24 protein-coding genes are annotated in these 25343 nt (G+C 64.0%); 8 read left to right on the top strand and 16 right to left on the bottom strand.

The genetic code is table 11. The features are described from left to right. Positions 1 to 123: 123 nt before the first annotated feature. Complete coding sequence (locus P0M12_RS29615; protein ID WP_277377213.1) at positions 124 to 1350, top strand: MFS transporter; 1227 nt, start codon at positions 124 to 126, stop codon at positions 1348 to 1350. 327 nt (positions 1351 to 1677) lie between these two features. Here the strand turns inward: P0M12_RS29615 and P0M12_RS29610 are convergent, their stop codons facing one another. The 3 genes from P0M12_RS29610 to glnA all read right to left on the bottom strand — a co-directional run bounded on the left by P0M12_RS29610 (position 1678) and on the right by glnA (position 4295). Beyond that, positions 1678 to 2046 carry a transposase gene (locus tag P0M12_RS29610; protein ID WP_054827200.1) on the bottom strand — a complete coding sequence of 123 codons (369 nt, stop codon included), beginning with the start codon at positions 2044 to 2046 and terminating at the stop codon, positions 1678 to 1680. An 86-nt stretch (positions 2047 to 2132) separates the two neighbouring features. Continuing rightward, positions 2133 to 2675: a hypothetical protein gene (locus P0M12_RS29605; RefSeq protein ID WP_054827201.1), complete on the bottom strand. Its 543-nt coding sequence runs from the start codon at positions 2673 to 2675 to the stop codon at positions 2133 to 2135. Positions 2676 to 2858: 183 nt separating this feature from the next. Continuing rightward, a complete protein-coding gene (glnA, locus tag P0M12_RS29600) occupies positions 2859 to 4295 on the bottom strand; it encodes a type I glutamate--ammonia ligase (protein ID WP_003941609.1) in 1437 nt (478 codons plus the stop codon). 213 nt (positions 4296 to 4508) lie between these two features. Here glnA and P0M12_RS29595 point away from each other — a divergent pair, with 213 nt between their 5' ends. Then, a complete protein-coding gene (locus tag P0M12_RS29595) occupies positions 4509 to 4982 on the top strand; it encodes an RDD family protein (RefSeq protein WP_003941579.1) in 474 nt (157 codons plus the stop codon). Positions 4983 to 5055: 73 nt separating this feature from the next. Here P0M12_RS29595 and P0M12_RS29590 read toward each other — a convergent pair whose 3' ends face one another. The 5 genes from P0M12_RS29590 to sucB all read right to left on the bottom strand — a co-directional run bounded on the left by P0M12_RS29590 (position 5056) and on the right by sucB (position 10500). After that, complete coding sequence (locus tag P0M12_RS29590; RefSeq protein WP_003941625.1) at positions 5056 to 5811, bottom strand: DUF4191 domain-containing protein; 756 nt, start codon at positions 5809 to 5811, stop codon at positions 5056 to 5058. Between the two features lie 76 nt (positions 5812 to 5887). Then, positions 5888 to 6898: a lipoyl synthase gene (lipA, locus tag P0M12_RS29585; RefSeq protein ID WP_277377212.1), complete on the bottom strand. Its 1011-nt coding sequence runs from the start codon at positions 6896 to 6898 to the stop codon at positions 5888 to 5890. Positions 6899 to 6949: 51 nt separating this feature from the next. After that, complete coding sequence (lipB, locus tag P0M12_RS29580) at positions 6950 to 7711, bottom strand: lipoyl(octanoyl) transferase LipB (RefSeq protein ID WP_007730040.1); 762 nt, start codon at positions 7709 to 7711, stop codon at positions 6950 to 6952. A 29-nt stretch (positions 7712 to 7740) separates the two neighbouring features. Then, positions 7741 to 8628, bottom strand: a complete 888-nt coding sequence (locus P0M12_RS29575) for a TIGR01777 family oxidoreductase (protein WP_007730042.1) — start codon at positions 8626 to 8628, stop codon at positions 7741 to 7743. Positions 8629 to 8748: 120 nt separating this feature from the next. Continuing rightward, a complete protein-coding gene (sucB, locus tag P0M12_RS29570) occupies positions 8749 to 10500 on the bottom strand; it encodes a 2-oxoglutarate dehydrogenase, E2 component, dihydrolipoamide succinyltransferase (protein ID WP_030537053.1) in 1752 nt (583 codons plus the stop codon). A gap of 364 nt (positions 10501 to 10864) precedes the next feature. On the opposite strand from sucB, the gene P0M12_RS29565 reads away from it, so the two are divergent. Then, positions 10865 to 11215, top strand: coding sequence for a hypothetical protein (locus tag P0M12_RS29565; RefSeq protein ID WP_003941713.1), 351 nt, complete (start codon positions 10865 to 10867; stop codon positions 11213 to 11215). Between the two features lie 55 nt (positions 11216 to 11270). Here P0M12_RS29565 and P0M12_RS29560 read toward each other — a convergent pair whose 3' ends face one another. Further along, positions 11271 to 12788, bottom strand: coding sequence for a leucyl aminopeptidase (locus P0M12_RS29560; RefSeq protein ID WP_007730044.1), 1518 nt, complete (start codon positions 12786 to 12788; stop codon positions 11271 to 11273). Positions 12789 to 12946: 158 nt separating this feature from the next. On the opposite strand from P0M12_RS29560, the gene gcvT reads away from it, so the two are divergent. Beyond that, positions 12947 to 14047 carry a glycine cleavage system aminomethyltransferase GcvT gene (gcvT, locus tag P0M12_RS29555; RefSeq protein WP_003941726.1) on the top strand — a complete coding sequence of 367 codons (1101 nt, stop codon included), beginning with the start codon at positions 12947 to 12949 and terminating at the stop codon, positions 14045 to 14047. 32 nt (positions 14048 to 14079) lie between these two features. Further along, positions 14080 to 15183, top strand: a complete 1104-nt coding sequence (locus P0M12_RS29550) for a branched-chain amino acid aminotransferase (protein ID WP_003941766.1) — start codon at positions 14080 to 14082, stop codon at positions 15181 to 15183. Here P0M12_RS29550 and P0M12_RS29545 read toward each other — a convergent pair. The 6 genes from P0M12_RS29545 to P0M12_RS29520 all read right to left on the bottom strand — a co-directional run bounded on the left by P0M12_RS29545 (position 15177) and on the right by P0M12_RS29520 (position 20292). Further along, positions 15177 to 15998 carry a dienelactone hydrolase family protein gene (locus tag P0M12_RS29545; RefSeq protein WP_030537052.1) on the bottom strand — a complete coding sequence of 274 codons (822 nt, stop codon included), beginning with the start codon at positions 15996 to 15998 and terminating at the stop codon, positions 15177 to 15179. The two genes, P0M12_RS29550 and P0M12_RS29545, sit on opposite strands and share 7 nt — an antisense overlap. 124 nt (positions 15999 to 16122) lie before the next feature. After that, positions 16123 to 17097, bottom strand: coding sequence for a helix-turn-helix domain-containing protein (locus P0M12_RS29540; protein ID WP_058226930.1), 975 nt, complete (start codon positions 17095 to 17097; stop codon positions 16123 to 16125). Between the two features lie 9 nt (positions 17098 to 17106). Further along, positions 17107 to 17874, bottom strand: coding sequence for an adenosylcobinamide-GDP ribazoletransferase (locus P0M12_RS29535; protein WP_080961137.1), 768 nt, complete (start codon positions 17872 to 17874; stop codon positions 17107 to 17109). 2 nt (positions 17875 to 17876) lie between these two features. Then, positions 17877 to 19022, bottom strand: coding sequence for a nicotinate-nucleotide--dimethylbenzimidazole phosphoribosyltransferase (cobT, locus tag P0M12_RS29530; protein WP_054187294.1), 1146 nt, complete (start codon positions 19020 to 19022; stop codon positions 17877 to 17879). Positions 19023 to 19045: 23 nt separating this feature from the next. Then, positions 19046 to 19633: a bifunctional adenosylcobinamide kinase/adenosylcobinamide-phosphate guanylyltransferase gene (gene cobU, locus P0M12_RS29525; protein ID WP_054828420.1), complete on the bottom strand. Its 588-nt coding sequence runs from the start codon at positions 19631 to 19633 to the stop codon at positions 19046 to 19048. Between the two features lie 2 nt (positions 19634 to 19635). Beyond that, entirely contained in the window at positions 19636 to 20292 is a 657-nt protein-coding gene (locus P0M12_RS29520) for a DUF3043 domain-containing protein (RefSeq protein ID WP_007730051.1), read from the bottom strand. A gap of 134 nt (positions 20293 to 20426) precedes the next feature. Between P0M12_RS29520 and P0M12_RS29515 the strand changes: the two genes are divergently transcribed. The 3 genes from P0M12_RS29515 (at position 20427) to P0M12_RS29505 (ending at position 23169) form a co-directional block, all read left to right on the top strand. After that, positions 20427 to 21494: a glycerate kinase gene (locus P0M12_RS29515; protein ID WP_217017210.1), complete on the top strand. Its 1068-nt coding sequence runs from the start codon at positions 20427 to 20429 to the stop codon at positions 21492 to 21494. A 150-nt stretch (positions 21495 to 21644) separates the two neighbouring features. Beyond that, on the top strand, positions 21645 to 21995 hold the full coding sequence (locus P0M12_RS29510) for an iron-sulfur cluster assembly accessory protein (RefSeq protein ID WP_007730053.1): 351 nt from the start codon (positions 21645 to 21647) through the stop codon (positions 21993 to 21995). Between the two features lie 196 nt (positions 21996 to 22191). Further along, positions 22192 to 23169 carry a carbohydrate kinase family protein gene (locus P0M12_RS29505; RefSeq protein WP_003941700.1) on the top strand — a complete coding sequence of 326 codons (978 nt, stop codon included), beginning with the start codon at positions 22192 to 22194 and terminating at the stop codon, positions 23167 to 23169. A 63-nt stretch (positions 23170 to 23232) separates the two neighbouring features. On the opposite strand, the gene asnB is transcribed toward P0M12_RS29505, so the two are convergent. Next, positions 23233 to 25158: an asparagine synthase (glutamine-hydrolyzing) gene (asnB, locus tag P0M12_RS29500; RefSeq protein ID WP_003941790.1), complete on the bottom strand. Its 1926-nt coding sequence runs from the start codon at positions 25156 to 25158 to the stop codon at positions 23233 to 23235. Positions 25159 to 25343 lie beyond the last annotated feature (185 nt).

Raw genomic sequence — 25343 nt, 5'->3', positions numbered from 1 at the left:
CAATTTGGCAATGCCAACAGCCGCCTCGTCCTCAGCACCGATATCGGGCGTGCTCGGTTACAGTGCCGTGCATGAGCGGGACAGACTGGTGCAGTCGGCTGTGTGGCGTCGTGGATGTCAGCGATGAGTGACGTTTCGCCGGCAGGTCACCGTTCATCATTTCGACGCTTTCTCACGGCCGCGGTGATCAGTTCGGCCGGCTCGTCGGTGACAGCTGTGGCGATGCCCATTTTGGTGGTGCAGCTTTTGGACGCGACGCCGTTCGAAGTGGGTGTGGTGAACGCGGCTCAGTTGATCCCGTATGCGGTGCTCGGGTTGGTCGCGGGGGTCTACGTCGATCGGTGGCGGCGCAAGCCAATTCTCGTGTGGGCCAGCGTCGGTCGGGCAGTTGTGCTCGGTGCCGTCCCGCTTCTGTGGCTCGCCGGGCTTCTGCACGTCTGGGTTCTGGTCATCGTGTTGCTGTTGTTCGGCTCCTTCTCGGTGTTCGGCTTCGCTGCGATGCAGTCCTTGTTGCCCCGGCTGGTTCCACGCAGTCAACTGGTGAAAGCAAACGCTCGACTCGACCAAGCCGACGCAGCGGCAACGACATTGGGGCCAACGGTCGGAGGCGGACTCATTGGCCTGCTCGGCGCTCCAGTGGTGATTGCCGTCGACGCAATCAGCTATTTCGCTGATGCCGCACTCAATTTCGGGCTCGACGTCGACGAGCCTCGATCCGTTACTCGCTCCCGAAACCTGATGAACGAAGTGCGTGAGGGTCTGAGATTCACGTATCGCCACCGCACTCTCAACCCGCTCGCGATATCGACACACGTGTGGTTCCTTGCCAACGGAGCTGCGTTGACTGTGCTGTCGCTGTTCGCTCTCCGCTCGCTCGGGTTCAGCGCCTACACATACGGTTTGCTTCTGACGACGTTCGGTGTCGCAAGCCTCCTCGGCACATCTTGCGCTCACGCGCTCGGCACGCGCATCGGATCAGGACGAGCAGTCATCCTCGCCCGCACGGTATACCCCGTCACCTGGCTTCTCGTGGCCTTCGCGACGGACACAGGTGTCGGCCATGTACTGCTCTTCGCAGCACTGGGCCTGCAAGGGTTGGCAGCGGGCGCGGAGAACGCGAACGAGATGGGCTATTGGCAAACACTCACCCCCGATGAGCTTCTCGGGCGTGTGAATGCCGCCCGACGCTCCGTCAACCGCACCATGGCTGCGCTCGGCGCAGTGATAGCAGGTCTGCTGGTCGGCGCGATCGGTGAACGCCTAACCCTGCTCGGCGTCGTTGTTGTGTTCGCTATCGCTGCAGCCACATTGGGGTTCTCTCCGATACGACATCCGGCGCGAAAACTCTGACCTCGAGACGCGCACCAGCCACGCCTGCCCTCAGCTCGTTTTCGGTCGTAGTCGGCACGGGAGATCGGATCCTTGAGAGCAGCGAACGCTGAAAGATACTTGGCGCGTTTGAGTCTGGCGTTGCCGCTGTGTTGTCGGTGCTCACCTTTGACGGACGTTCCGGAGCGATGTGTGCGAGGTGCGACCCCGGCGTAAACGGCGAGCGCCCCTGCGTCGCGGAACGACCGATGTCGGTGATCTCGATGAGCATCGTCACACCGGTCCGTATGCCCACGCCCGGTAGCGACGTCAAGATCGGACCAGCCGGGTATTCGGCCAGGGTTGCTCTCAGCGCGCGGCCAGGTCGCGGCGGCGAACCCGGCCGGTCCACCGAACTTCGCGAGCAATCCTGGTCCGACCGGGCGGTGCATCTGCGCGCCGATCGCGCGTCCGTGGCGGATTCACCGACAACAGCATCGACCGCAGGCGGTTGATCAACCGGTTTTCGTCGATCGCCAGATCGGCGTCGAATTCGGACAGCACGCGTAGACCCTCGACAAGGTCGCAGGCCTTTCCGATCGGCAACAGCGTATCGGGGAGTGTGCGGGCGGCATCGACGATGATGAAAGCATCTTTCGCGTCGGTCTTTCCGTTGCCGGGTACAGGTCCGCGAAACGCTGTATCCGCAGCCCTGGACGGTAGGTCGACTACTCGCACTTCGCTACCGGCCTCGGCACAGATAACTACTGGATCCGGTAGCCGTGCCCGGAGCAGCACTGCGCAGTGGAGAGAGATGTTCCCGGCTACGTGGTGGCCTGCTTTTCCTCGGGGGTGTCGTCGGTTCGGCTACGATTTCCGGTAATCCGGTCTCGGTACTGGATGAGGTGCGGGTCGCCGAGTTGTTGCGGCCAGAGTTGGATGTGGAGTCGTATCTGCGGTTGGGACTCCGGTGTCCGGTAGGCGTCCCAGTGCTCAGTCCGTCCCCGAGCTAACACTCGCACTCGGCACGGGCCTGGCCTCGGATGGGGAATTGGATTCGATACCTCGCCTGAGAATCCGTCGAAGCAGAGTGCGTCGCTCTTGATGGTGAACGAACACTCCGCGATGTCCTCCCACACTGTGAATAGCGAATCCGTGAGCGGAGGGGCTGGTGTTTCGGTGGAGGTGACTGTCACGCGTACGAGCCCGCGTCCACCGGTGTGGATGACGAGTCGGCCTAGTCCGCCGGTGACGAATTGGGGTTCGGTGGGAAACCAACCCGGCGCAAGTGGTTCGTAGTCATCCGGTGATCGCAGGACGATCGTGTTGTAGAAGGAGTCCACTTCGATTGCGAACGGATCGGGCATCTATTGCTCCTCCTGCACCCAAGTTGGCATCGGTCGAATGTATACCCGATGTAATTCCGCTCAGTTGCGGCTGGGACGTGTGTGGCAGACACATTCGATCGGACCGAAACAAGTGCACCCGCCCCACAGATGCGGGACGGGTGCACTCGGTATTCGCAGGTCTGACTTACGTCAGGATGCGGATCACACGTCGTAGTAGAGCTCGAACTCGTACGGGTGCGGACGCAGGTTGACCGGAGCGATTTCCTGCTCACGCTTGAGCGAGATCCAGGTCTCGATCAGGTCGGTGGTGAAGACGCCACCCTCGGTCAGGTACTCGTGATCGGCTTCGAGGCGGTTGATGACCGTCTCGAGGCTGGTCGGAGCCTGCGGGATGTTGCGAGCCTCCTCCGGGGGAAGCTCGTAGAGGTCCTTGTCGACCGGAGCCATCGGCTCGATCTTGTTCTTGATGCCGTCCAGGCCGGCCATCATCTGTGCAGCGAAGTTGAGGTACGGGTTACCCGAGGAGTCGGGTGCGCGGAACTCGAGACGCTTTGCCTTCGGGTTGTTGCCCGTGATCGGGATACGGACAGCTGCCGAGCGGTTGCGCTGGCTGTACACGAGGTTGATGGGGGCTTCGTAGCCCGGCACCAGACGGTGGTACGAGTTGATCGTCGGGTTGGTGAAGGCCAACAGCGACGGAGCGTGGTGCAGGATGCCGCCGATGTAGTGGCGCGCCATGTCCGAGAGGCCTGCGTAGCCGGACTCGTCGTGGAAGAGGGGCTTGCCGTCCTTCCACAGGGACTGGTGGACGTGCATGCCCGAGCCGTTGTCACCGAAGAGCGGCTTCGGCATGAAGGTTGCGGACTTGCCGTGCTGCCAGCAGGTGTTCTTGACGATGTACTTGAACAGCTGCAGGTCGTCAGCAGCTGCGAGCAGCGTGTTGAACTTGTAGTTGATCTCCTGCTGTCCGCCGGTGCCGACCTCGTGGTGGCCGCGCTCGAGCTCGAAGCCTGCGTTGGTCAGGTTGGTGGAGATTTCGTCGCGCAGGTCCACGTAGTGGTCGTACGGAGCGACGGGGAAGTAGCCACCCTTGGCGCGAACCTTGTAGCCGAGGTTCGGGGAGCCGTCGGCGTTGGTCTCTGCGCCGGTGTTCCAGGAACCGGAGATGGAATCCAATTCGTAGAAAGCGGAGTTCATGCCGGAGTCGTAGCGAACCGAGTCGAAGATGTAGAACTCGGCCTCGGCGCCGAAGAATGCGGTGTCCGCGATGCCGGTGCTGACCAAGTACTCCTCGGCCTTGCGAGCAACGTTGCGCGGGTCGCGGCTGTAGGACTCACGGGTGAACGGGTCGTGCACGAAGAAGTTGATGTTGAGGGTCTTCGCCTTGCGGAAGGGGTCGATCTGCGCCGTGGTGACGTCGGGAAGCAACATCATGTCGGACTCGTGGATCGACTGGAATCCGCGGACCGAAGATCCGTCGAATGCGAGGCCGTCCTCGAACACGTCCTGGTTGAAAGCAGACGCCGGGATCGAGAAGTGCTGCTGGACGCCGGGCAGGTCGCTGAACCGAATGTCGACGTACTCGATGTTCTCGTCCGCGATGTACTTGATGACCTCTTCGGCCGTGGTGAACGCCACGCTTGTGCTCCTTAAGTCGCTTCAGCCAAGTGATGTCGGTTGAATCCGTCGAGGCAGACGGTAGGGAGCTGGTGTTGCCCGCTCGTCAACCCTTTGTTTCGGCAGTGTTACGCGTCGCAGCATCCTGGGGATTTCCGAAGTCCATGTGACCGGCCACACAGTTAAAACCCGGCAAATCTGGACTACGGTGCTGCGACGCCTATCCTGGACAGCATGGCACGTATCACCGGAACTTGGCTCTCTGGGCCGCAAGCAGCTTTGCCGAAGAGCGCAGACGGCCGTGAGCAGTCGTACCGTGGCGAGCTCCTCGGTTTCCCTCAGGAGGGTCCGGGTTCGCTGGTCGGTTCGGGCCGTCGTATCGCGGCACTGTTGGTGGATTGGGTGATGGCTGTGGGAGTGGCCTCGCTCATCACCGGCGACTTCTTCGACGGTATGACCTCGACTGTCACGCTGATGGTGTGGTTCGCCGTCGGTGTCGTCACCGTGGCTCTGTTCAACTTCACCCCGGGGCAGTTCGTCCTCGGACTTCAGGTTGCGCGTATCGAAGGCCCGATCCGAGTGGGCTTCGTGCGCGCGCTCGGACGTCAGGCACTGCTTGTGTTCGTGATTCCCGCGACCATCACCGACATCGACGGTCGCGGTATGCAGGACCGCGCGACCGGCACTTTGCTCGTGAAATCGCGCTGACACAAATCTCTCGAAGTAAAGAAAGACCCGGGTCCGTGTGGGCCCGGGTCTTTCGTTTTGCTGTGGGGGAGTGTCAGCGACGACGAATGGTTCGCTGCATTCCCTTCATCTTCGCGCCTCCGGGCATCGGGCCCTTGGGAAGCGCTGCTCCGCCGCCGCGTGCGCTCAGTGCAGCGAGTCGGCCTTCGATGTTGTCCATGCGCTTGGTGTCGATGTTGCGCGGCAGCTTGTTCAAGTAGCGCTGGAGCTGCGAGAGCGGAACCTGGCCCTCGTCGTTGCCGATGATGATGTCGTAGATCGGGGTGTCGCCGATGAGGCGGGCGGTCTTCTTCTTCTCCTGCGCGAGGAGGCCCTTGACGCGTTGCGGCGAACCTTCGGCGACGAGGATGACACCCGGCCGTCCGACGACGCGGTGAACGGCATCGAGTTGGGTAGTGCCGGCGACGGCATTCGTGACGCGCCACGCACCCTGCATATTGTCAAGCGCCCACGCAGCGGCACCGGCCTGACCTTCAGCCTTCTTGTACACCGATTTCTGGACGCGACGACCGAAGATGATGAAGGCGCCGAGGAGACCGAGAACGATGCCGATCGGAAGCAGGAACCACTGAAGGCCCCAGATGAGGCCGACCAGGAAGAAGACCAGAGCCGCACCGACGAGGGTGCCGATCATCAGCGGCAGGAGGAGCTTGTCGTCCTTGCGCTGCATCTGGAATGCCTGCCAGAGCTGAGTTCTACGTTCCTTGGAAGCCTGCTTGCGGGCAGCCTTCGCTGCAGCCTTTGCCTCTTTGGTGGGTTTGCCCTTACCGGATTTGCTGCCGTTCGCCATGTACCCAGGATACGTCCATTGCTGTGCGCCTTTACTAACCGCCCGCGGTTAATAAAGGCGCACAGCAAAAAGTGGATCAGCGATTCAGGCGCGCCATGAGTGAGCTGGCTTCCTGGGAAGCGTCGCCGCCCTCGGTCAGATGACGCTGCGCCTCGGGAAGTTCACGGCTGTGATGTGCCATGGCCTGCGCATACAGGCGGCCGGCGCGGTACGACGAGCGAACCAACGGACCGGCCATGACGCCGGCGAAGCCCATCTCTTCTGCAGCCTTCGAGTGCGCGACGAACTCCTCGGGCTTGACCCACCGCTCGACGGGGTGGTGCCGGGGCGAGGGTCGAAGGTACTGGGTGATGGTGAGGATGTCGCAACCGGCGGCGTGGAGATCTGCCATCGCCTCGGTGACCTCTTCAGGGGTTTCGCCCATTCCGAGGATCAGGTTGGACTTGGTGACCAGTCCGTAGTCGCGTGCTGCGGTGATGACGTCGAGGCTGCGCTGGTACCGGAATGCCGGACGGATCCGCTTGAAGATGCGGGGGACGGTCTCGAGGTTGTGTGCGAGGACCTCGGGGCGTGAGGCGAAGACCTCGTCGAGCAGTTCGGGCTTGCCGTTGAAGTCCGGAACCAGGTTCTCGACGCCGGTGCCCGGGTTGAGTTCGTGGATCTTGCGGACGGTCTCGGCGTAGAGCCAGGCGCCGCCGTCGGGGAGGTCGTCGCGGGCGACGCCGGTGATCGTGGAGTATCGAAGGCCCATGGCCTGAACGCTTTCCGCGACGCGACGGGGCTCGTCGCGGTCGAGGGCTTCGGGCTTGCCGGTGTCGATCTGGCAGAAGTCGCAGCGGCGTGTGCACTGCTCACCGCCGATCAGGAACGTGGCTTCGCGGTCTTCCCAGCACTCGTAGATGTTGGGGCAGCCCGCTTCCTCGCAGACGGTGTGCAAACCTTCACGCTTGACCAGGCCCTTGAGCTCCGTGTACTCGGGGCCCATCTTTGCTCGGGTCTTGATCCAGTTGGGTTTGCGTTCGATAGGCGTCTCCGCGTTTCGGATCTCGAGACGGAGCAGCTTACGTCCTTCTGGGGCGATAGTCACGACAGTGATCCTACGCCCGGTGATTACTGCAACGGGGTTCGGGCGAGCCCGTCAGCTGTACTGAACGGTAGTAAAAGTCGGAGTAGGCGAGGCGCTTTCGAAGGTGACGCGCTCGACGTTCCGTTCGGTGACGGGCATGGTTCCGTCGAGAGCAGCGATCACTGCCTCGGTCACAGCGGGAGTGACTTCGTCCACGGTGACGTCGCGACCGAGTTCCTGCGACAGCGTCGTGACCCCGGCGTCACGGATGCCGCAGGGAATGATGTTGTCGAATCCGGTCAGGACCGAATTGCAGTTCAGGGAGAAGCCGTGCAGTGCCACGCCCCGTTGGACGCGCACGCCGATGGCAGAAACCTTGCGCTCGGGCTTCCATTGCCCGTTTGCGAGTTCGGCGGGCAGCCAGACGCCGGAGCGGCCGTCGATGCGCCCGCAGTTCAGGCCGAGGTCCGTGCACACCGTGATCAGTGCTTCCTCGATGCGTCGGACATACCGCACCACGTCGATGGGCTCGGCCAGTTTCACGATCGGATATCCCACCAGCTGGCCGGGGCCGTGCCAGGTGATCTTCCCGCCGCGGTCGACGTCGATGACAGGCGTGCCGTCGACGGGACGATCTTCGGGTTCCGTGCGTCGTCCTGCCGTGTACACCGGCGGGTGTTCGAGGAGCAGTAGCGTGTCCGGTCCGATGTCGTCCGCCCGCGCTGCCGCGAGCTCACGCTGGCGGTCCCACGCGGCGTTGTAGTCGATCGAACCGAGTTGTTCGACGGCGATCGGCAGTTTCGAGAACCGGGCGGAAACGGCAGCGCTGCTCATGGACGTAGAGATTACGCCCGACTTCGGAATCAACCGAGTGCGGCCGCCAGCGCTTCGCCGATCGTGTTGTGGCGGAAAGAGAATCCCGCCTTTTCCAAAGCTGCGGGAATGGCGCGCTGGCCACCGAGGATGCCGCTCTTGGCGAATTCTCCGATCAACGCTTCGAGTGCGAACCCGGGAACGATCCAGGGAGCCGGGCGGTGGACCGCACGGGACATGGCGTCATTGAACTGGGCATTGGTGACAGGGGCCGGACCGGTCAGGTTGACGGGACCGGAGAGTTCGGAATTCGTGAGCGCGAACTTGATCGCGTCGCACTCGTCCTCGAGTGAGATCCACGGAAAGTACTGGCGACCGTTGCCCAGTCGCCCGCCGAGGCCGAACGAATAAAGGCGCCGAAGCCGACCGAGCATGCCCCCATGAGGTGAAATCACGACGCCGGACCGCAGATTGACGACGCGGGCACCCGCCGCACGCGCCGGTTCGGTGGCAAGTTCCCAATCGCGACACGTCGTGGCGAGAAAGTCTGTGCCTGCCGGCGAATCCTCGTCGACGATCTTGTCGCCGGTGTCGCCGTAATAGCCGACGGCGCTCGCGTTGGCGAGGACGGGAACCTTCTCACTCGCGACCGCTTCGGCCAAGACGTCGGTCGCGACGATGCGGCTGTCACGGATCGCTTGCTTGTAGGAACCCGACCACCGTTTGTCGCCGATGCCGACGCCGCAGAGGTTCACGACGGCGTCGGCGCCCTGCAGGACGGAGAGGTCCAGACGGTCGTGGTCCGGGTCCCAACGCGATTCGTCGGGGCCGGCGGTCGAGCGTCGCACCAGACGCACCACGTCGTGGTTGTCGGAGCGCAACGATGACACCAAGGCCGTTCCGATCAAACCGGACGAGCCGGCGATGACTACTCGCATTCGGAAAGCCTCCTTCGATTCAGCGTGCTTCGATATCCGAACGTATATCTCCGACCGTACTGAAAAAGCCGGGGCGCCACCTCCTGATGGAGATGACGCCCCGGCCGGCCGAGCAGTTGCTTACAGGCCCAGATCAGCTTCGAACGAGGCTTCTTCCAACCGCTGCTTCACAGTGGTGAGGAATCGGCCGGCGTCGGCGCCGTCGACCAGACGGTGATCGTAGGTCAGCGGCAAGTAGATCATCGAGCGAACGCCGATGGACTCGTTGCCGTTCTCGTCGGTGACCACCATCGGGCGCTTGACGATCGCGCCGGTTCCGAGCATGGCCGCCTGCGGCGGTACCAGGATCGGGGTGTCGAACAGCGCGCCCTGGCTGCCGATGTTGGTGATGGTGAAGGTGCCACCCGAGAGCTCGTCCGGCTTCAGGCCACCCGAGCGTGCACGCTTGGCGATGTCGGCGATGGCGCGGGCCAAGCCGGCCAGGCCGAGATCGCCGGCGTTGTGGATGACGGGGGAGAGCAAGCCCTGATCGGTGTCCACTGCGATGCCGAGGTGCTCAGCGTCGTAGTAGGTGATCTGCTTGGCAGCCTCGTCGTAGCTTGCGTTGATGTTCGGGTGCGACTTCAGCGCCTCGACGACTGCCTTGGCGAAGAACGGAAGGAACGTCAGGTTGACGCCTTCGCGCTCGATGAAGCCGGCCTTGGCACGGGCCCGCAGGGCGACGATCTTGGTGACGTCCACCTCGAAGGTCTGCGTGAGCTGAGCGGTGTTCTGCAGCGACTCACGTGTCTTGGTGGCCGTGATCTGCCGAATACGGTTGGCCTTCTGCGTGGTTCCACGCAGGTGTGCCAGTTCGGGTCGGACGCCTGCGGCTGCGGTGGCGGCCGGTGCGGCCGCGGGTGCTGCAGCAGCAGGAGCTGCGGCGGCGGGAGCCTTCTTGGCCTCCGCAGCGGCGAGCACATCCTGCTTGCGGATGCGGCCGCCGACGCCGGTGCCGGTGACGGTCGCGAGGTCGACGCCGTTGTCCGTGGCGAGCTTGCGCACGAGCGGGGTGACGTACGGGCTGCTGTCACCGGACGCTGCGGGGGCAGCCGCCGGTGCGGGAGCCGCAGCAGGCTTCGGAGCGGGTGCGGCCGGTGCGGCGGCAGGCTTGGGTGCTTCAGCCTTGGGTGCTTCGGCCTTCGGAGCTTCGGCCTTGGGGGCAGGGGGTGCTGCCGGTGCTGCGGGAGCGGCCTTGGGTGCCGGAGCCGCGGCGGGTGTGCCGGAGCCGACGACGGCCAGCTGGCCACCGATCTCGACGGTGTCGTCTTCCTGCGCATTGATCTCGAGCAGGATTCCGGCGACGGGGGACGGGATCTCTGTGTCGACCTTGTCGGTCGAGACCTCGAGCAGCGCCTCGTCGACGGCAACCTCGTCGCCGACAGCCTTGAGCCAGCGGGTGACGGTGCCTTCGGTGACGGACTCGCCGAGGGCGGGCATCGTCACGGCGGTACCTTCAGCGGAACCGCTCGAAGCAGCGGGTGCCTCGGCAGCGGGAGCTTCTTCAGCGGGAGCTTCGGCAGCCGGCGCTTCCTCGGCGGGAGCTTCCTCGGCGGCGGGGGCGGGTGCCTCTGCCGCGGGTGCTGCGGCTTCGCCGGCTTCACCGATCTGGGCGAGCTCGCCACCGATTTCCACGGTGTCGTCTTCCTGCGCGACGATCTTGGTCAGGACGCCGGCGACGGGAGACGGAATCTCGGTGTCGACCTTGTCCGTGGAGACTTCGAGCAAGGGTTCGTCGACTTCGACCGTGTCTCCTTCCTGCTTGAGCCACCGTGTGACAGTTCCCTCGGTGACGCTCTCACCTAGGGCTGGCATCTGGACGGAGAAGGCCATGTCTTTTGACTCCTCGACAGTTGTGTTCGGGTTGTTGAATTTTGTCGACTTGTGGTCGTAATGCATTGTGCTCGAGTGGCGCGCGACGTGCGGCTACTTGTAGCTATTTTGCCGATGTCGACGCGCGGGCGCGGCGTCACCGTCGTTCATCTTTCCATTGATACGCCGGGCGTGTCCGATGAGGGGGATGCCGTCCGTTTCGGGTGTGTCGGCTACTGGCGAGTAGGTATGCGTCGGGGGTCCGGCTGTAACGTCGTAAGCGGACCAAACGGTATGTCGTGCGCAGGCACAACGGACATCGCCTGGCAAACTTGACATATCGCCGGGGTGCATCCGCGGCGTCGGTACCGAGGAGGGTACGACCGTGGGACTGTTCGATCGTTTCAAGCGTCCGCCGAGTGCGGCTCAGGCCGCAGCGCAGAGTGATGCGGATCATCTGGCGAATTGGGCGCACTCGCACGAAGGCGTCGAAGCCTATGTGGAACCGCAGACGACGGTGACCGAGGTGACCGTCGTCCTGGTTGCGAAGGACGGGGAGTGGACTCGTCGTCGTGTCGGCGGCGAACGTGGTGCCCGCAAATTGGGACAAGACCTGAAGATCCCGGTCTACGACGTCCGCAAGACGGGATATCCGCAGCGTATGCGCGATCACGACGAACGTAAGCGAATCGAACGCAAGCGTGCCCGCGAGCAGGAATTACGCGACGGCGCTTGAACTGCTGTGCGCCTTTATTAACCGCGGGGGGTTAATAAAGGCGCACAGCAAGGGGTCAGCCGTTTACCGCGATGTCCTCCAGGACCGAGATCATCGTGCGAACGGGAACGCCGGTACCGCCCTTGCCGGTGTAACCCCACGGCCCTGACGTGTTGTAGGCCGGCCCCGCGACGTCGATGTGCGCCCACTGGACACCCTCGGGAACGAATTCCTTGAGGTAGTGAGCTGCGACCAGCATGCCGCCCCAGCGGTGTGGGGTGACATTGGCCATGTCGGCGACCTTGGAGTCGAGATCTCCGCGCAATTCCTCCGGCAGCGGCATGGCCCAGCCGTTCTCGCCGACGCTCTGCGAGATGGAGGCGACGCGGTCACGGAACTCGTCGGTGCCCATGACTCCGGGGGTGCGGTTGCCGAGCGCGACCATCTGCGCACCGGTCAGGGTGGCGGTGTCGATCATGTAGTCGGGATTGTCCTCACCCGCGCGAACCATCGCGTCGGCAAGAATCAAACGGCCCTCGGCGTCGGTGTTGACGACCTCGATGGTGATTCCGCCGTACTGGGTCAGCACGTCGCCGGGACGCTGGGCGGTCGCGGACGGCATGTTCTCGGCCATCGGTACGTATGCGACGACGTTGACGGGCAGGCCGAGCTTGGCGGCAAGCACGACGGTGGAGATGACGGCTGCGGCGCCGCCCATGTCCGAGGTCATGTTCTCCATACCGGCGGCGGGCTTGATGGAGATTCCGCCGGTGTCGAAGGTGATGCCCTTACCCACCAGTGCGACCTTGCGGGCACCACGCTTCTTCGACGCGTATTCGAGGCGGACGAGACGCGGCTGGCGTGACGAGCCCTTGCCGACGCCGATGATTCCGCCGTAGCCACCCTTCTCGAGTGCCTTCTCGTCGAGAACCTGGACGGTGAGCCCGGCCTCGACGCCCAGTGCTTTCGCGCGCGCGGCGAACTCGGCGGGGTAGAGGTGGCTCGGGGGAGTGTTGACGAACTCGCGTGCGGTGGCGACGGCCTCGGCGATGGCGGCCGACCGTGCCAGCGTCGCTTTGGTCTCCTTCGTGCGCGGCGACGGCACCAGAAGTTCGACGCGGGCCAGTGGCTGCGAATCGGGACCGGGAGCCGTCATGGACGACTTGAATTCGGTGAAGCTGTACGCGCCCAACGCAAATCCCTCGGCGGCGGCACCGAGGTCGAGGATCGAGAGCGTGGTTGCGACGGTGTCGATGCCGGACAACGAGCGAGCTGCGGCGCCGGCGGACTTACGGATCTGCTCGCTGCCGAGCTTGTCGGCAGAGCCGAGTCCGACGGCGAGAACGCTGGTGACCGACAGTTCGCTCGGTGCCGGGACACGAGTGAGCTGCTCGGGCTTGCCCGTGGCGCCGACGGCGATGAGGCTGTCGAGGATCTCGGCGAGTACGTCTTCGGCGACGATGCCTTCGCTGAGTGCGATTTCGGGGCCGTCCGGACCCGACGTCAGACCGACGACCAGTATCTCTGCGCGCTTGGCGACTGTGCCGGCGAGAACGAGGTCGGGTCCCAACGATCGGGCTGTGCGAGTGCTCAAGGTGTCTCCTGTGAGGTGAGTGTGCGATGCGTCCGGTTCTGGCGGATGCCTGAGTCGATGTTAGGCCCTTTGCAGTTTGCGGACGGGCGATCGTCACGGCCGGGTGAGCTCTCGCTGCGGACATGTTTCGATCGGCGAAGTCCGATAGGTTGTGGGCCATGACCGACGAACAACTGTTGCAGGGCCCGATCCACCCCGTCCACGTCGAACTCGGCGCGACGTTCGCGCCGTTCGGGGGGTGGCAGATGCCGGTTTCGTACGCCGGCGTCGTGGCCGAACACACCTCTGTGCGTGAGAATGTCGGACTCTTCGACGTCAGTCACCTCGGCAAGGCCGTCGTGCGTGGCGCGGGCGCCGCGGAATTCGTGAACTCCGCACTGACCAACGATTTGAACAAGATCGGGCCGGGTAAGGCTCAGTACACGTTGTGCTGCAACGAGTCCGGTGGTGTCATCGACGACCTCATTGCGTACTACGTCAGCGACGACGAAATCTTCCTTGTCCCGAACGCAGCCAATACCGCGGACGTCGTTGCGGCTCTGGTCGCCCTCGCACCGGACGGAATCACCGTCGAGGATCAGCATCGTGCCTACGGTGTGCTGGCTGTGCAGGGTCCGAAATCGGTGGCGGTTCTGACCGCTCTGGGACTTCCCACCGAGATCGAGTACATGGCGTACGAAGATGCGGAATGGAACGGCGTGCCTGTTCGTGTGTGCCGCAGCGGTTACACCGGTGAGGTCGGCTACGAACTCCTGCCGCGGTGGGAGGACAGCGAGCCGTTGTTCCGCGCGCTTCTCGAGGCAGTGCGCGCCGAGGGTGGGCAGGCCGCCGGACTCGGCGCCCGTGACACTCTTCGTACCGAGATGGGGTATCCGCTGCACGGGCATGAGCTTTCGCTCGAGATTTCTCCGCTCGAAGCGCGCTGCGGATGGGCGATCGGTTGGAAGAAGCCGACATTCTGGGGCAAAGAGACCTTGACCGACGAGAAGGCTGCCGGCCCGGCTCGCAAACTCTGGGGGATCAAGGCTCTCGATCGCGGCGTGCTTCGTGCCGGCCTCGGTGTTCTGCGTGACGGCGAGGCAATCGGCGAGACCACCTCGGGGACGTTTTCGCCCTCGCTCAAAGTGGGAATTGCGTTGGCGCTCCTCGATTCCGGTGCCAATGTCTCGGCCGGCGACGAGATCGAAGTCGACGTCCGTGGTCGTGCTCTTCGGTGCGTCGTGGTGTCTCCTCCGTTCGTGGAGACCAACACCAAGTAGAGAGCTTTTTCACGTTCGATAGGATTGCGCCCATGACAGGTGCCGCCGATTTCGTTCGTGTTCAGAGCTCGTCCCCGAAGTCCGACGCCGAGCGCCGTGACATTTTGGCGGCGCCCGGCTTCGGGCGGCACTTCACCGACCACATGGTCTCGATCGACTACACCGCGGGCAAGGGCTGGCACGACGCCCAGGTGTTGCCGTACGGAAACATCGAGCTCGATCCGGCCGCAATGGTTTTGCACTACGGACAGGCCATCTTCGAGGGCCTCAAGGCATACCGTCAGCCGGGTGGCGAGATCAGCTCGTTCCGCGTCGAGGCCAACGCCGAGCGTTTCGCGGCATCTGCGCGCCGTCTGGCCATGCCGGAGCTCCCGTCGCAGATGTTCATCGATTCCATCACCGAACTGATCGACGTCGATCTCGACTGGGTTCCCGCAGCCGGTGGCGAGGACGCGCTCTACCTCCGTCCGTTCATGTTCTCCACCGAAGCCGGACTCGGTGTCCGTCCCGCCGACGAGTACCGCTACCTGCTGATTGCCTCGCCCGCCGGTGCGTACTTCCCGCGCGGCGTCAAGCCGGTCAGTGTGTGGCTGTCCACCGAATACGTTCGCGCGGCCCCCGGCGGTACCGGCGCGGCCAAGTTCGCCGGCAACTACGCCGCTTCACTCCTCGCCCAGGCGCAAGCCGCCGACGAGGGTTGCGACCAGGTGGTCTGGCTCGACGCCATCGAGCGCACGTACGTCGAGGAAATGGGTGGAATGAACCTGTTCTTCGTCTTCGGCTCGGGCCCCGACGCTCGCCTCGTGACGCCGTCGCTGTCCGGTTCGTTGTTGCCAGGCATCACGCGCAACTCGTTGCTCGCCCTTGCCGCCGATTCCGGTTTCGCCGTCGAGGAGCGCAAGATCAGCACCGACGAATGGCGCACCAAGTGCAAGAGCGGTGAAATCACCGAGGTCTTCGCTTGCGGCACAGCAGCAGTCATCACCCCCGTCGGACGCGTCAAGTCCGCCGAGGGCGAGTTCACCATCGCCGACGGCGAGCCGGGTGAGGTGACGATGGCACTGCGCGACACCCTCACGGGTATCCAGCGCGGAACCTTCGCCGACACCCACGGCTGGATGACGAAACTTCACTGATCGCTGGTTCGTTCCGCGAGCAATCGCTCCCGGAAGAACTGCAGAATCTCGTCTCGTGCGACGGTGGTGGGCGATCCCGCCTCGTCGACGAGATGAGCCGTCACCACGCTGTGTGGATTGGCAATGACGTGTTCGAAGAACGGCGACGTTGTCGCGTTGGCCGCTTCGTCGGGTAGTACCTTCCCGACGAAGCGCTCGCCCAAGGCCTTCGAATAGGCGGCGAATCGTTGTGCGCGGCAGAACGAGTCACCTCGAAAGCGGTATGCAAGCACCGTGAGGTCTTCGGCCTCGAGTCTCGAGCGCACGGCTTCGAGTTCTTCGGGCCCGCTGTCGGTTTCGTCCGGTCGATCGAGCGGTAACGACGGTTGGGCGAGAACCGGCGCGATGACCGAGGGTTCGAGCATCATCGACAACGCGAAGTTACCGGTGAAGCACATTCCGATCACGCCGACGCCAGGACCGCCGCTCTCCTCATGCGCCGAAGCGGCGAGTGAACGCAGCCAACGGACCGCCGGACTCGGTTCGTCGGCAGCGAGGGCGCGGAATTCTGCACTGACGCAGGCTCTCTTGAATACCGTCAGCCCCTCGTTCACTGTGGGGACCGCTCCGTCGCGGCCGAACAGTGACGGAACGAAGACCGTGAAACCGGCGTCGCGCACCCAGCGGGCGAATCGCGCTACATGCGGGCTGATGCCCGGCATCTCCGGCATGACGATTACTGCGGGACCGGTGCCGGCCACGTACACGGACTTCGCCACTGCGTCGATGGTGATCGTTCGACGGTCGAAGTCTTCGAGCGGATCGTCTTCGGTCATGCTCCGGTTCGGCACGGTGAGCCCTCCCAAGTAGTCGAAACAATTCCTCTGCACAGTCTTTCGGCGCGGGATCGACTACAGAAGAGGGCGGTTCGCCATGTTTTCGGGCGGGCTCGCCACGCACCTATCCCGCGCCGCCGTTGCGGAATCGCTTTCGGTAGTCGGCCGGGCTGATGCCGACGCGGTCGGTGAACAGGCCACGAAAGGTTCCAGGATCCTGATAGCCGATGTGCCCCAGGATCTTTCCGAGAGGCCAGTCGGTCGATTCCAACAACCGTTTCGCTTTTCGGATCCGTGCACGCTGCAGATAACTGCGCGGCGATTCCCCGGTCTCGTCCTTGAACTTCCGAAGCATGGTTCGGGTGCTGAGGTGAAAAGCACTCGACAGCAGATCCAAGTCGTAAGGTTCCGCCATCCGTTCGACCAGCCACCTTCCGACGTCGTCGGCAAACTGTGTGTGTTTGGCGGGCAGCATCGAGTCGAGGATGTACGGAGCTTGACTGGTTCGGTTTTCGGGCGCCAGCGTAATTCTTGCGGTCGTACGCGCAATCTTGTCGCCGAGATGCTCGCGCACGAGTGCTGTTGCGAGGTCGAGCGCGGCGGTGAACGCAGCAGTGGTGGTGACGCCGTCGTCCTGGACGATCAACGAGTCGGTTCGAACCGTCGCACCGGGGTAACGACTTGCGAGGTCCGCACCGTACAGCCACGACGTCGTACATCGGCGTCCGTCGAGCAGTCCCGCCTCGCCCAGCAGATACGCGCCGACACAGACCGACGACACCCGAACGCCGCGCGCCTCGCACGCACGGATGAACTCGATTTCTCTGTCCCACAGCGACAAACGCGTCGCAGGGTCTTCGGACGGCACGAGTTCGAACCCCGGCACAACCAGGTGATCGATGTCGTGATGCCCCTCCTGCACGCCGAGCGAAAATCCACCTGCCGCAACGACGGGCGTGCCGGACGCTGCGATGACCGATACCTCGAAGGGGTCGGCGGGCGCTCCATCAGCGACCCGATTCGCGATCAGGAGAAGGTCGGTGAAAACGAAGATCTCGGCCGCGAGGCAACCTTCGTACGCAAGGACACCTACTCGCACGACGTCGGATCACAGTCCGAGAGTGAGGCCGACGGCCGTCAGCGTCACAGTGAGTTCGAGTGCGAATCCGAGAACGTCTCCGTTGAGTCCGCCGAATCTACGGACGCAGTGACGCACGCACAGCACACTGATCACCAGCGCCGACGCGGTCACGAGAGGGCCGAGCCACCACCGGTCGGTGGCAAAGCCGGAAGCGGCGATCAGCGGAACCGACCACACGATTGCGGCCCACAGCGGTTGTGAATCGGCGACGAGCGCACCGAATCCGCTCGGGCTCGACGCGAGAATACCTCGGCGGCAGGCAAAAACGACGGCCACACGACCCGCAGCGACAGATACGAGAACGGCGATCCACTGCGTGGGGGAGTCGGCAACAGCGAGGACGCCGAAGGAGACCGATTGCAGCCCGAGGAAGATGAACAGCGCCGCGACCCCGAACGGTCCGGCACCGCCGCTGTGCATGACTTCGCGGGCGCGCTCCGGTGGACCGTAACAACCCAGTCCGTCGACGGAGTCTGCCAGTCCGTCCACGTGCATCCCGCGTGTCCCGAGAGCGAGCGCACCGACCGTCAGCAAGCCTGCGAGATAGGGATTCAGGCCGATACTGGTTGTGCCCCAGAGCAGAAACGTCGCGGCAATGCCGAGAGCGATCCCGGTGAGCGGAGCTGCCGCGATGGCGCGACGGCCGGCAGTTCGATCGATGTCGGAGGGACCACGAACCGGAAGGACCGTCAGCCACGAGAAGGCCAGCGGCACTCCGGACAGCGGGCCCGCCACGCTCACTCCGCCGTATCGGTCTTGGTCAGGTCGATCGACTCCGGTTCGTCGGCAGGTGCGCTGCCCTGAGTGCTGACACCGGCTTCGGAGAATGTCGCCATCTTGCTCAGGATCGCCACTGCGCCCTGAAGAATCGGGAGAGCTGTGACTGCCCCTGAACCTTCACCGAGACGCATGTCGAACTCGACGATCGGGTCGAGACCCATTCGGGTCAATGCGATGGTGTGGGCGGGTTCGGTGGAGCGGTGTCCGGCGACCCACCATTCACGTGCGCCGAAAGCCAGTTCGTCGGCAACCATGGCGGCTGCGGTGACCACAACGCCGTCGAGGATCACCGGCGTACGACGCGAAGCTGCCTGGGCCAGAAAGCCGGCCATCGCGGCGAGGTCGGCACCCGAAGACGTGCGCAGCAGCGCGACTGTGTCGCGAACGTGCGGACGGGCACGCCGGAGAGCGTCGCGAATCGCTGCGGTCTTGCGGATCCATCCGGCGTCGTCGATACCGGTACCTCGACCCACGACCGCGACGGGTTCACTGTCCGTGAGTGCGGCGATGAGTACGGTTGCGGGCGTCGTATTGCCGATGCCCATGTCGCCGGCGATGAGAAGATCTGCGCCCCCGTCGATTTCCTCGTCCGCGATCGCTCGGCCGGCGGCGATGGCCTGAAGGGTTTCCTCGTTCGACATGGCGTCTTCGCGGTCGATGGACCCGGAAGACCTGCGTACCTTGTGGTTCGAGACGGACGGATCGGTATCGCCGTCCACTGCGATGTCGACGACGCGTACCGTGGCGCCGGCAACCTCGGCGAGGACGTTGACCGCCGCGCCGCCCCCGAGGAAGTTGGCGACCATCTGTGCGGTCACTTCCGGCGGATAGGCGGAGACCCCGTTGCGGGCGATTCCGTGATCACCCGCGAACACGACGACGCGAGGCCGAGCGAAAGCATGTGGGGGACAAACTCCTTGGCAGGCTGATGCCCAGCCGGCGAGAGCCTCCAGTCGGCCCAGCGAACCGGCCGGCTTGGTCAGATCACGCTGACGCGCATCGGCCTGCGCTCGCACCTCGCGGTCGGGCGGGGTGACGGGTTCGAAGTCGGCGCTACTGACTGGCGCGACGTCAGGGTTGGCATCTGGATTCGCCCCTGAAATGGCCCCTGGATTGGCCTCGGTACTCACATCGTGCCTTCCGGTTGTGCAGCAGTATCTTTCAAGATGAGCGGTAACCCTGCAACCACTAGTACGACACGATCGCACACCGCCGCGATACGAGCGTTGAGAGTGCCGATCTCGTCGCGGAACAATCGTCCGGACCGCGTCTCGGGGATGACGGCCAAACCCACTTCGGGGCTGACCAGCACCAGGTGTCCGCGATAGTTCTCGACACTGGCGACCAGGCTGTCCGCCGCGGGCGTGACGGTGCCGCGCGGAGCGTCCCAGGCGCCTTGCCGATCGAGTTCCGTGGTCAGCCACGTTCCCAGATCGTCGACCAACGTCGCTGTGTGTGAATCGCTTTCGAGCTGCGCCGCGAGATCGCCGGCATCTGCGGTTTCGACCGTCGACCAATGGGAAGGCCGCCTGTTGCGGTGTTGGTCGATCCGGCTCTCCCAGTCTGCGTCGGAGACATCGCGCCTTGCCGTCGCCAGATACCGGATCGGTGCCGAACTTTCGGGTAGGTGGCCTCCACAAACCAAATCCTCGGCGTGCGCGGACTTACCAGACCGCGCGCCGCCGAGGACCAAAGTTCTATACGTGTTCGTCACGCTCAGATTGCGTCGCCCGGCCCCACACGAGGCTTCGGTGCGCGCAGCTTGCGGATCTGCGACGCGCGAACGAACGCGTACCAGCCGAGCTTGAAGCCGCCGTCGGTGCTGTCGGGGAAGCGCTCGGCGACGCGGTTGTTGATCATGCGACCGAGCCAGATGCCTTCACCGACCATGAAGAGCATCATCACGAGCATTGCCAGTGTGACGATCTGCTGGAGCGCGGGCGTGACGAACATGGTCATGATGAGGATCAACGCGAGCGGCATGAACAGCCCGACGAGGTTGCGGCGAGCGTCGATGAAGTCGCGGACGTAGGCGCGAACCGGTCCCTTGTCGCGGGGGAGCAGGTACTTGTCCTCGCCGGCGAGCATGCGGGCGCGGCGGTCTGCCGACGATGCGCGACGCTCGGCGGCTTCGGCCTTGCGGTCCTCCTTGGAGCCGCGGGTCGCCTTGCGGCGGGCGCGGGCTTCCTTCGCGGTCAGCGGGGCAGGGGCAACGGGGCCACGCCTCTTCGCCTCGGCGTCACGACGCTTGGGTGTGGGGCGGCCCTTGCCCACCTGCTCGATGGGCGCCTCTTCGGAGGCCGAGGATGCCTCAGTGCCCTCGACGTCACGTTTGTCGGAGTTGTCTGAGTCACCGCGGCGTAGCAATTTCACACCTCCAGGCTATTGGATAAGTGCACGGTCTGGGAAACCGACCTCGGTCTTTCTGAAAAACCCAATCGCCCGAGGCACTGAAACGCGCGAGATCGTGAAACATCGGGGTCATTCGGGACTCTTAGACTTCGGCTATGCGGGTAATAGTTGCTCCAGATTCGTTCGGTGAGACGTTGACGGCCGTCGAAGCGGCCGAATCCATTTCTGCCGGTTGGCGACGTGGCCGACCCGAAGACGACGTCGTCACCGCGCCACAATCCGACGGTGGTCCGGGATTCGTCGACGTCTTGGCCACGGCCGGGGGCGACATCCGGACTGCACGGGTGTCCGGGCCTTTGACCGCCGCCGTCGACGCCACGTGGCTGTTCGATTCGGACACGGCATACATCGAGTCCGCCGAGGCCGTCGGGCTCGGCCTGCTCGGAGGTCCGCCGACGCGGGACACTGCACTCGCCGCGCACAGTCTCGGTGTGGGAGAGCTGATCGCTGTCGCGCTCGAGGCAGGCGTGAAGACGGTTGTCGTCGGACTCGGTGGGAGTTGCTGCACCGACGGGGGACGTGGACTGGTGGAGGCGCTGGGCGGCCTGGAGGCTGCAACGGCGGCTACGGCTGGCATTCAGTTGGTCGCCGCCACCGACGTCGAACACGTACTTCTCGGCGAGCACGGTGCGGCAGCGGTGTTCGGCCCGCAAAAGGGCGCCGACGCCGAAGCCGTCGCAGTCCTCGAAGCGAGCAACGCGAGATGGGCCGAACAGTTGGAGTCCGTCACCGGAAAACGAGTGTCGAATTTTCCGGGTGCCGGCGCCGCGGGTGGTATCGGTGCCGCGCTCTTTGCGCTCGGTGCACAGCGGCGATCCGGGGCCGACGTCGTCGCGGATCGCACCGGACAGGCCGCGCTACTGGCTTCCGCTGACCTGGTGATCACGGGCGAAGGCAAGTTCGACCACCAATCTCTGCGCGGCAAACTCGTCACAACGCTCGCTTCGGCGGGGGCAGCGCACGGCGTTCCGACGCTCGTCTTTGCCGGCCAGGTGACGCTCGACGAGGCGGACTATGCGTCGACCTCGATAGTCGCGGCGAAGTCGGTGACGGATTTCGCCGGGTCGGTGGAACGTGCGATGGAGGAGGCGTCGGCGTGTCTCGAGGGACTCGCCGAACACACGGCACGCGAGTGGAACTTCTGGCGCGGCGTCCGGAGGTGAGGATCCACAAGCGTCGACGCGCCGTTGCCGTGTCTGGAAGACCGGATAGGATGAAGACGAATCGCACCCGGTAAAGGACTGGCGGGAATAAGTCGGCAGCGGCGTACCGTTGAAGCGTTCACGGGTTGGTACGAACATTAGGGAGAGCCCATGACTGTGCAGAACGAGACCGCCACCCACGGCGTCAAGATGACCGAGGCCGCGTCCGCCAAGGCGAAGGCACTCTTCGATCAGGAGGGTCGCGACGACCTCGCGCTGCGTATTGCAGTGCAGCCCGGCGGCTGTGCCGGACTGAAGTACCAGCTGTTCTTCGACGACCGCACGCTCGACGGTGACCTCACTGTCGACTTCAACGGCGTCAACCTGGTTGTCGACCGGATGAGCGCGCCGTACGTCGAAGGTGCGTCCATCGACTTCCTCGACACCATCGAGCAGCAGGGCTTCTCGATCGACAACCCCAATGCAACAGGCTCCTGCGCCTGCGGTGACTCGTTCAACTGAGTCTGTCGATCACAACTCAATTCACGAACAACTGACGCGGAACCGACATTCGGTTTCGCGTCAGTTGTTTGTGGTGACTCGTACGTAGACCGTTCCGATCCGACAGCTCGGGCGCCGATGACGGCGCTACGGGCGGTAACGTGAACTTTTGCTCCTCTTTCATTCTTGTACTCACTTCGCTGAAAGGCCACGATCCGTGACTATTGCGGTAACCGGTTCCATCGCCACCGACCACTTGATGCGCTTCCCCGGCCGCTTCGCCGATCAGCTCCTCGCCGATCAGCTCGCCCACGTTTCGCTGAGTTTCCTGGTCGACGATCTCGTGATTCGCCGCGGTGGTGTCGGCGGCAACATCGCTTACGCCATGGGCGTGCTCGGTGGGTCCCCGCTACTCGTCGGCGCAGTCGGTGCCGACTTCGCCGAGTACCGCACGTGGCTCGAGGACAACGGCGTCGACTGCAGCGCGGTCCGTATCTCGGACAAGGCACATACGGCGCGTTTCGTGTGCACCACCGACGAGGACATGGCGCAGATCGCGTCGTTCTACCCCGGTGCGATGAGCGAGGCTCGCGAGATCGAACTCGCGGCAGTGGCCAAGACTGCGGGCGCAGTCGAGTTGGTGCTGATCGGCGCCAACGACCCCGAGGCCATGGTTCGCCATACCGACGAATGCCGTCTGCTCGGGATTCCGTTCGCAGCGGATCCGTCGCAGCAGCTTGCCCGCCTGTCCGGGGACGAGGCCAAGGCGCTCATTCACGGCGCGAAGTACTTGTTCACCAACGAGTACGAGTGGGGTCTTCTTCAGCAGAAAACTGGTCTGAGCGAGGAAGAGATCCGCGCGCAGGTCGGCATCCGTGTCACCACCCTCGGCTCCAAGGGTGTGGAAATTGTTGACGCCGAAGGCAATTGGGTGCGCGTCGACGTAGTGCCCGAGACCGGCAAGGTGGATCCGACGGGCGTTGGTGACGGCTTCCGCGCCGGGTTCCTGCTCGCACACGGCGCCGGTCTGAGCTTCGAGCGTGCTGCACAGTTGGGATCTTTGGTCGCTGTGTTGATTCTCGAGACCGTGGGAACGCAGGAGTGGGTGTTCAATCGCGACGAGGCACTCAAGCGCCTTACCGACGCATACGGCAGCGCGGCAGCGGACGAGATCGCGACGATCCTGCCGAAGTAGGGCTCCGCCCCGTGAGTGGTTGAGGAGTCCGGAGACTCCCTAACCGCTCACGGGGCCGAAGGCCTAGATATTGACCGGGTACACCGGTTCCTGGATCTGCGGCACGATGCGCTTCTCCACGAAGATTCCGTGCCAGACCATGAAGGTCAGGACGGTCCACAGGCGTCGGCTGTGGTCGGACACGCCCTCGCGGTGATCGTTGAGCATCTTCACGACGGCCTGCTTGTCGAAGATGTGGTCGGTACCCGACTCCTCGATCTGCAGATGTGCCCAGTCGAAGAGTTCGGTGCCGCGCAGCCAATGGCGCAGGGGAACCGGGAATCCGAGCTTCGCACGGTGCAGAACATGGTGCGGCACAATGCCTTCCAGGGCCTGGCGCAGTGCGTACTTGGTCGTGTCCTTCGTGATCTTCTGATCGAGCGGTACGCGTGACGCGACGTCGAAGACCTCGGGATCGAGGAACGGCACACGCAGTTCCAGCGAGTTGGCCATCGTCATCTTGTCTGCCTTGACGAGGATGTCGCCGCGCAGCCAGGTGAACAGGTCGAGATGCTGCATCCGCGCAACCGGATCCCAGTCCCGTGACTGCGCGTAGATCGGCGCAGTGACGTCCTGGTGAGTCCACTCGGGGCGGAAATCGCGCAGGACGGCGCGGAGCTGAGCGTCGTTGAAGCTACGAGCATTTCCGTAGTAGCGCTCCTCGAGCGTCAAGGAACCGCGGTTGAGCAGACTCTTGCCACGAGTGCCGTCCGGGATGCGTTCGGACAACTTGCCGGCAGCCCGACGCAGTCCCTTGGGGAGGTACTCGAAAGGCTTGAGCGACAACGGTTCACGGTAGATCGTGTAGCCGCCGAACAGCTCGTCGGCGCCCTCGCCGGACAGCACCACCTTGACGTGCTTGCGAGCTTCCTTCGCGATGAACCACAGCGGAATCAATGCCGGATCGGCCACCGGGTCGTCGAGGTACCAGACGATCTCGGGAATGGCAGCGGCGAACTCGGCGGGGGAGACCACCTTGACGACGTGCTTCGCGCCGATCGCTGCGGCAGATTCTGCAGCGACGTCGACCTCGGAATAGCCCTCACGTTCGAAACCGGTCGTGAAGGTGATCAGGTTGGGGTTGTGGCGCATCGCCAGCGCCGCGATCGCCGTGGAGTCGATACCACCGGACAAGAACGAACCGACGGTGACGTCGGCGCGCATGTGCTTGGCGACCGAATCCTCGAGTGCCTCGGCGATTTCCTGGTAGCGCGCCTTCTCGGTGCCAGGTGCAAAAGGCTTGGCCGGGAACTTCGGCGTGAAATACCGCGTGAACGTGGGCTCCTCGCCCGGACGCACCCGGGCGAAGCTGCCCGACTCCAGGCGTCGGATCTGCTTGTGCAGTGTTTCCGGCTCCGGTACGTACTGCAGAACGGTGTAGTGCTCGATGGCACGCGGATCCAGCTCGGTACCGATGCCGATCAGATCGGTGAGTTCGAGCAGGCTCTTCTTCTCGCTGCCGAACGCGGTGCCGCCGGCGCCGGTCGCGATGAACAGCGGCTTGATCCCGAACGGATCGCGCGCGATGAACAGCTCGCGTGTGTCGGTGTCCCAGATCGCGAACGCGAACATTCCGCGCAGGCGCCGGACCGCGTCCTCACCCCAGTAGTGGAATGCAGCGACGATGGCCTCGGAGTCGCCCTCGGTGAAGAACTTGGCGTCGTGGTCCTTGACCAGTTCGGCGCGGATCTCCAAGTAGTTGTAGATCTCGCCGTTGAACGTGAGCGCATAACGCTCCGGGTTCTCCGGTGGGCCCCAACGCAGCGGCTGGTGGGAATGAGCGATGTCGATGATCGCCAGGCGGTTGAACCCGAAGACGAGGTGATCGTCGTTCCACGTCCCGTGTTCGTCCGGCCCGCGGTGACGAAGGCAATGCATCGCCTGGTCGACCCGCGAGACGGCGTCCTCGCTGGTTCCGCCAGATGTCAGTAGCCCGAGCAGTCCACACACAGCGTCCGGTTCCTCGATTCAGAATTTTTGTACAGAAGGCTCCCGGACACGAGTGTCGGGGAGAGGTCAACGAACTCTTGACGAAAGTATGCCGCAGATCGACGTCCCTGCCGATCGCGGCGGAACGAATCGACGTGATGTGCGTCGCCGAAACGACCTGAGCCGTTCCTGAGCAGCACCTGAGA

The sequence above is a fragment of the Rhodococcus sp. RCBS9 genome, assembly GCF_029457415.1.
Taxonomy (GTDB): Bacteria; Actinomycetota; Actinomycetes; order Mycobacteriales; family Mycobacteriaceae; genus Rhodococcus_F; species Rhodococcus_F qingshengii.
Note: the sequence above shows the minus strand (reverse complement) of the source record. Positions and strands in the feature narration are given on the sequence as shown.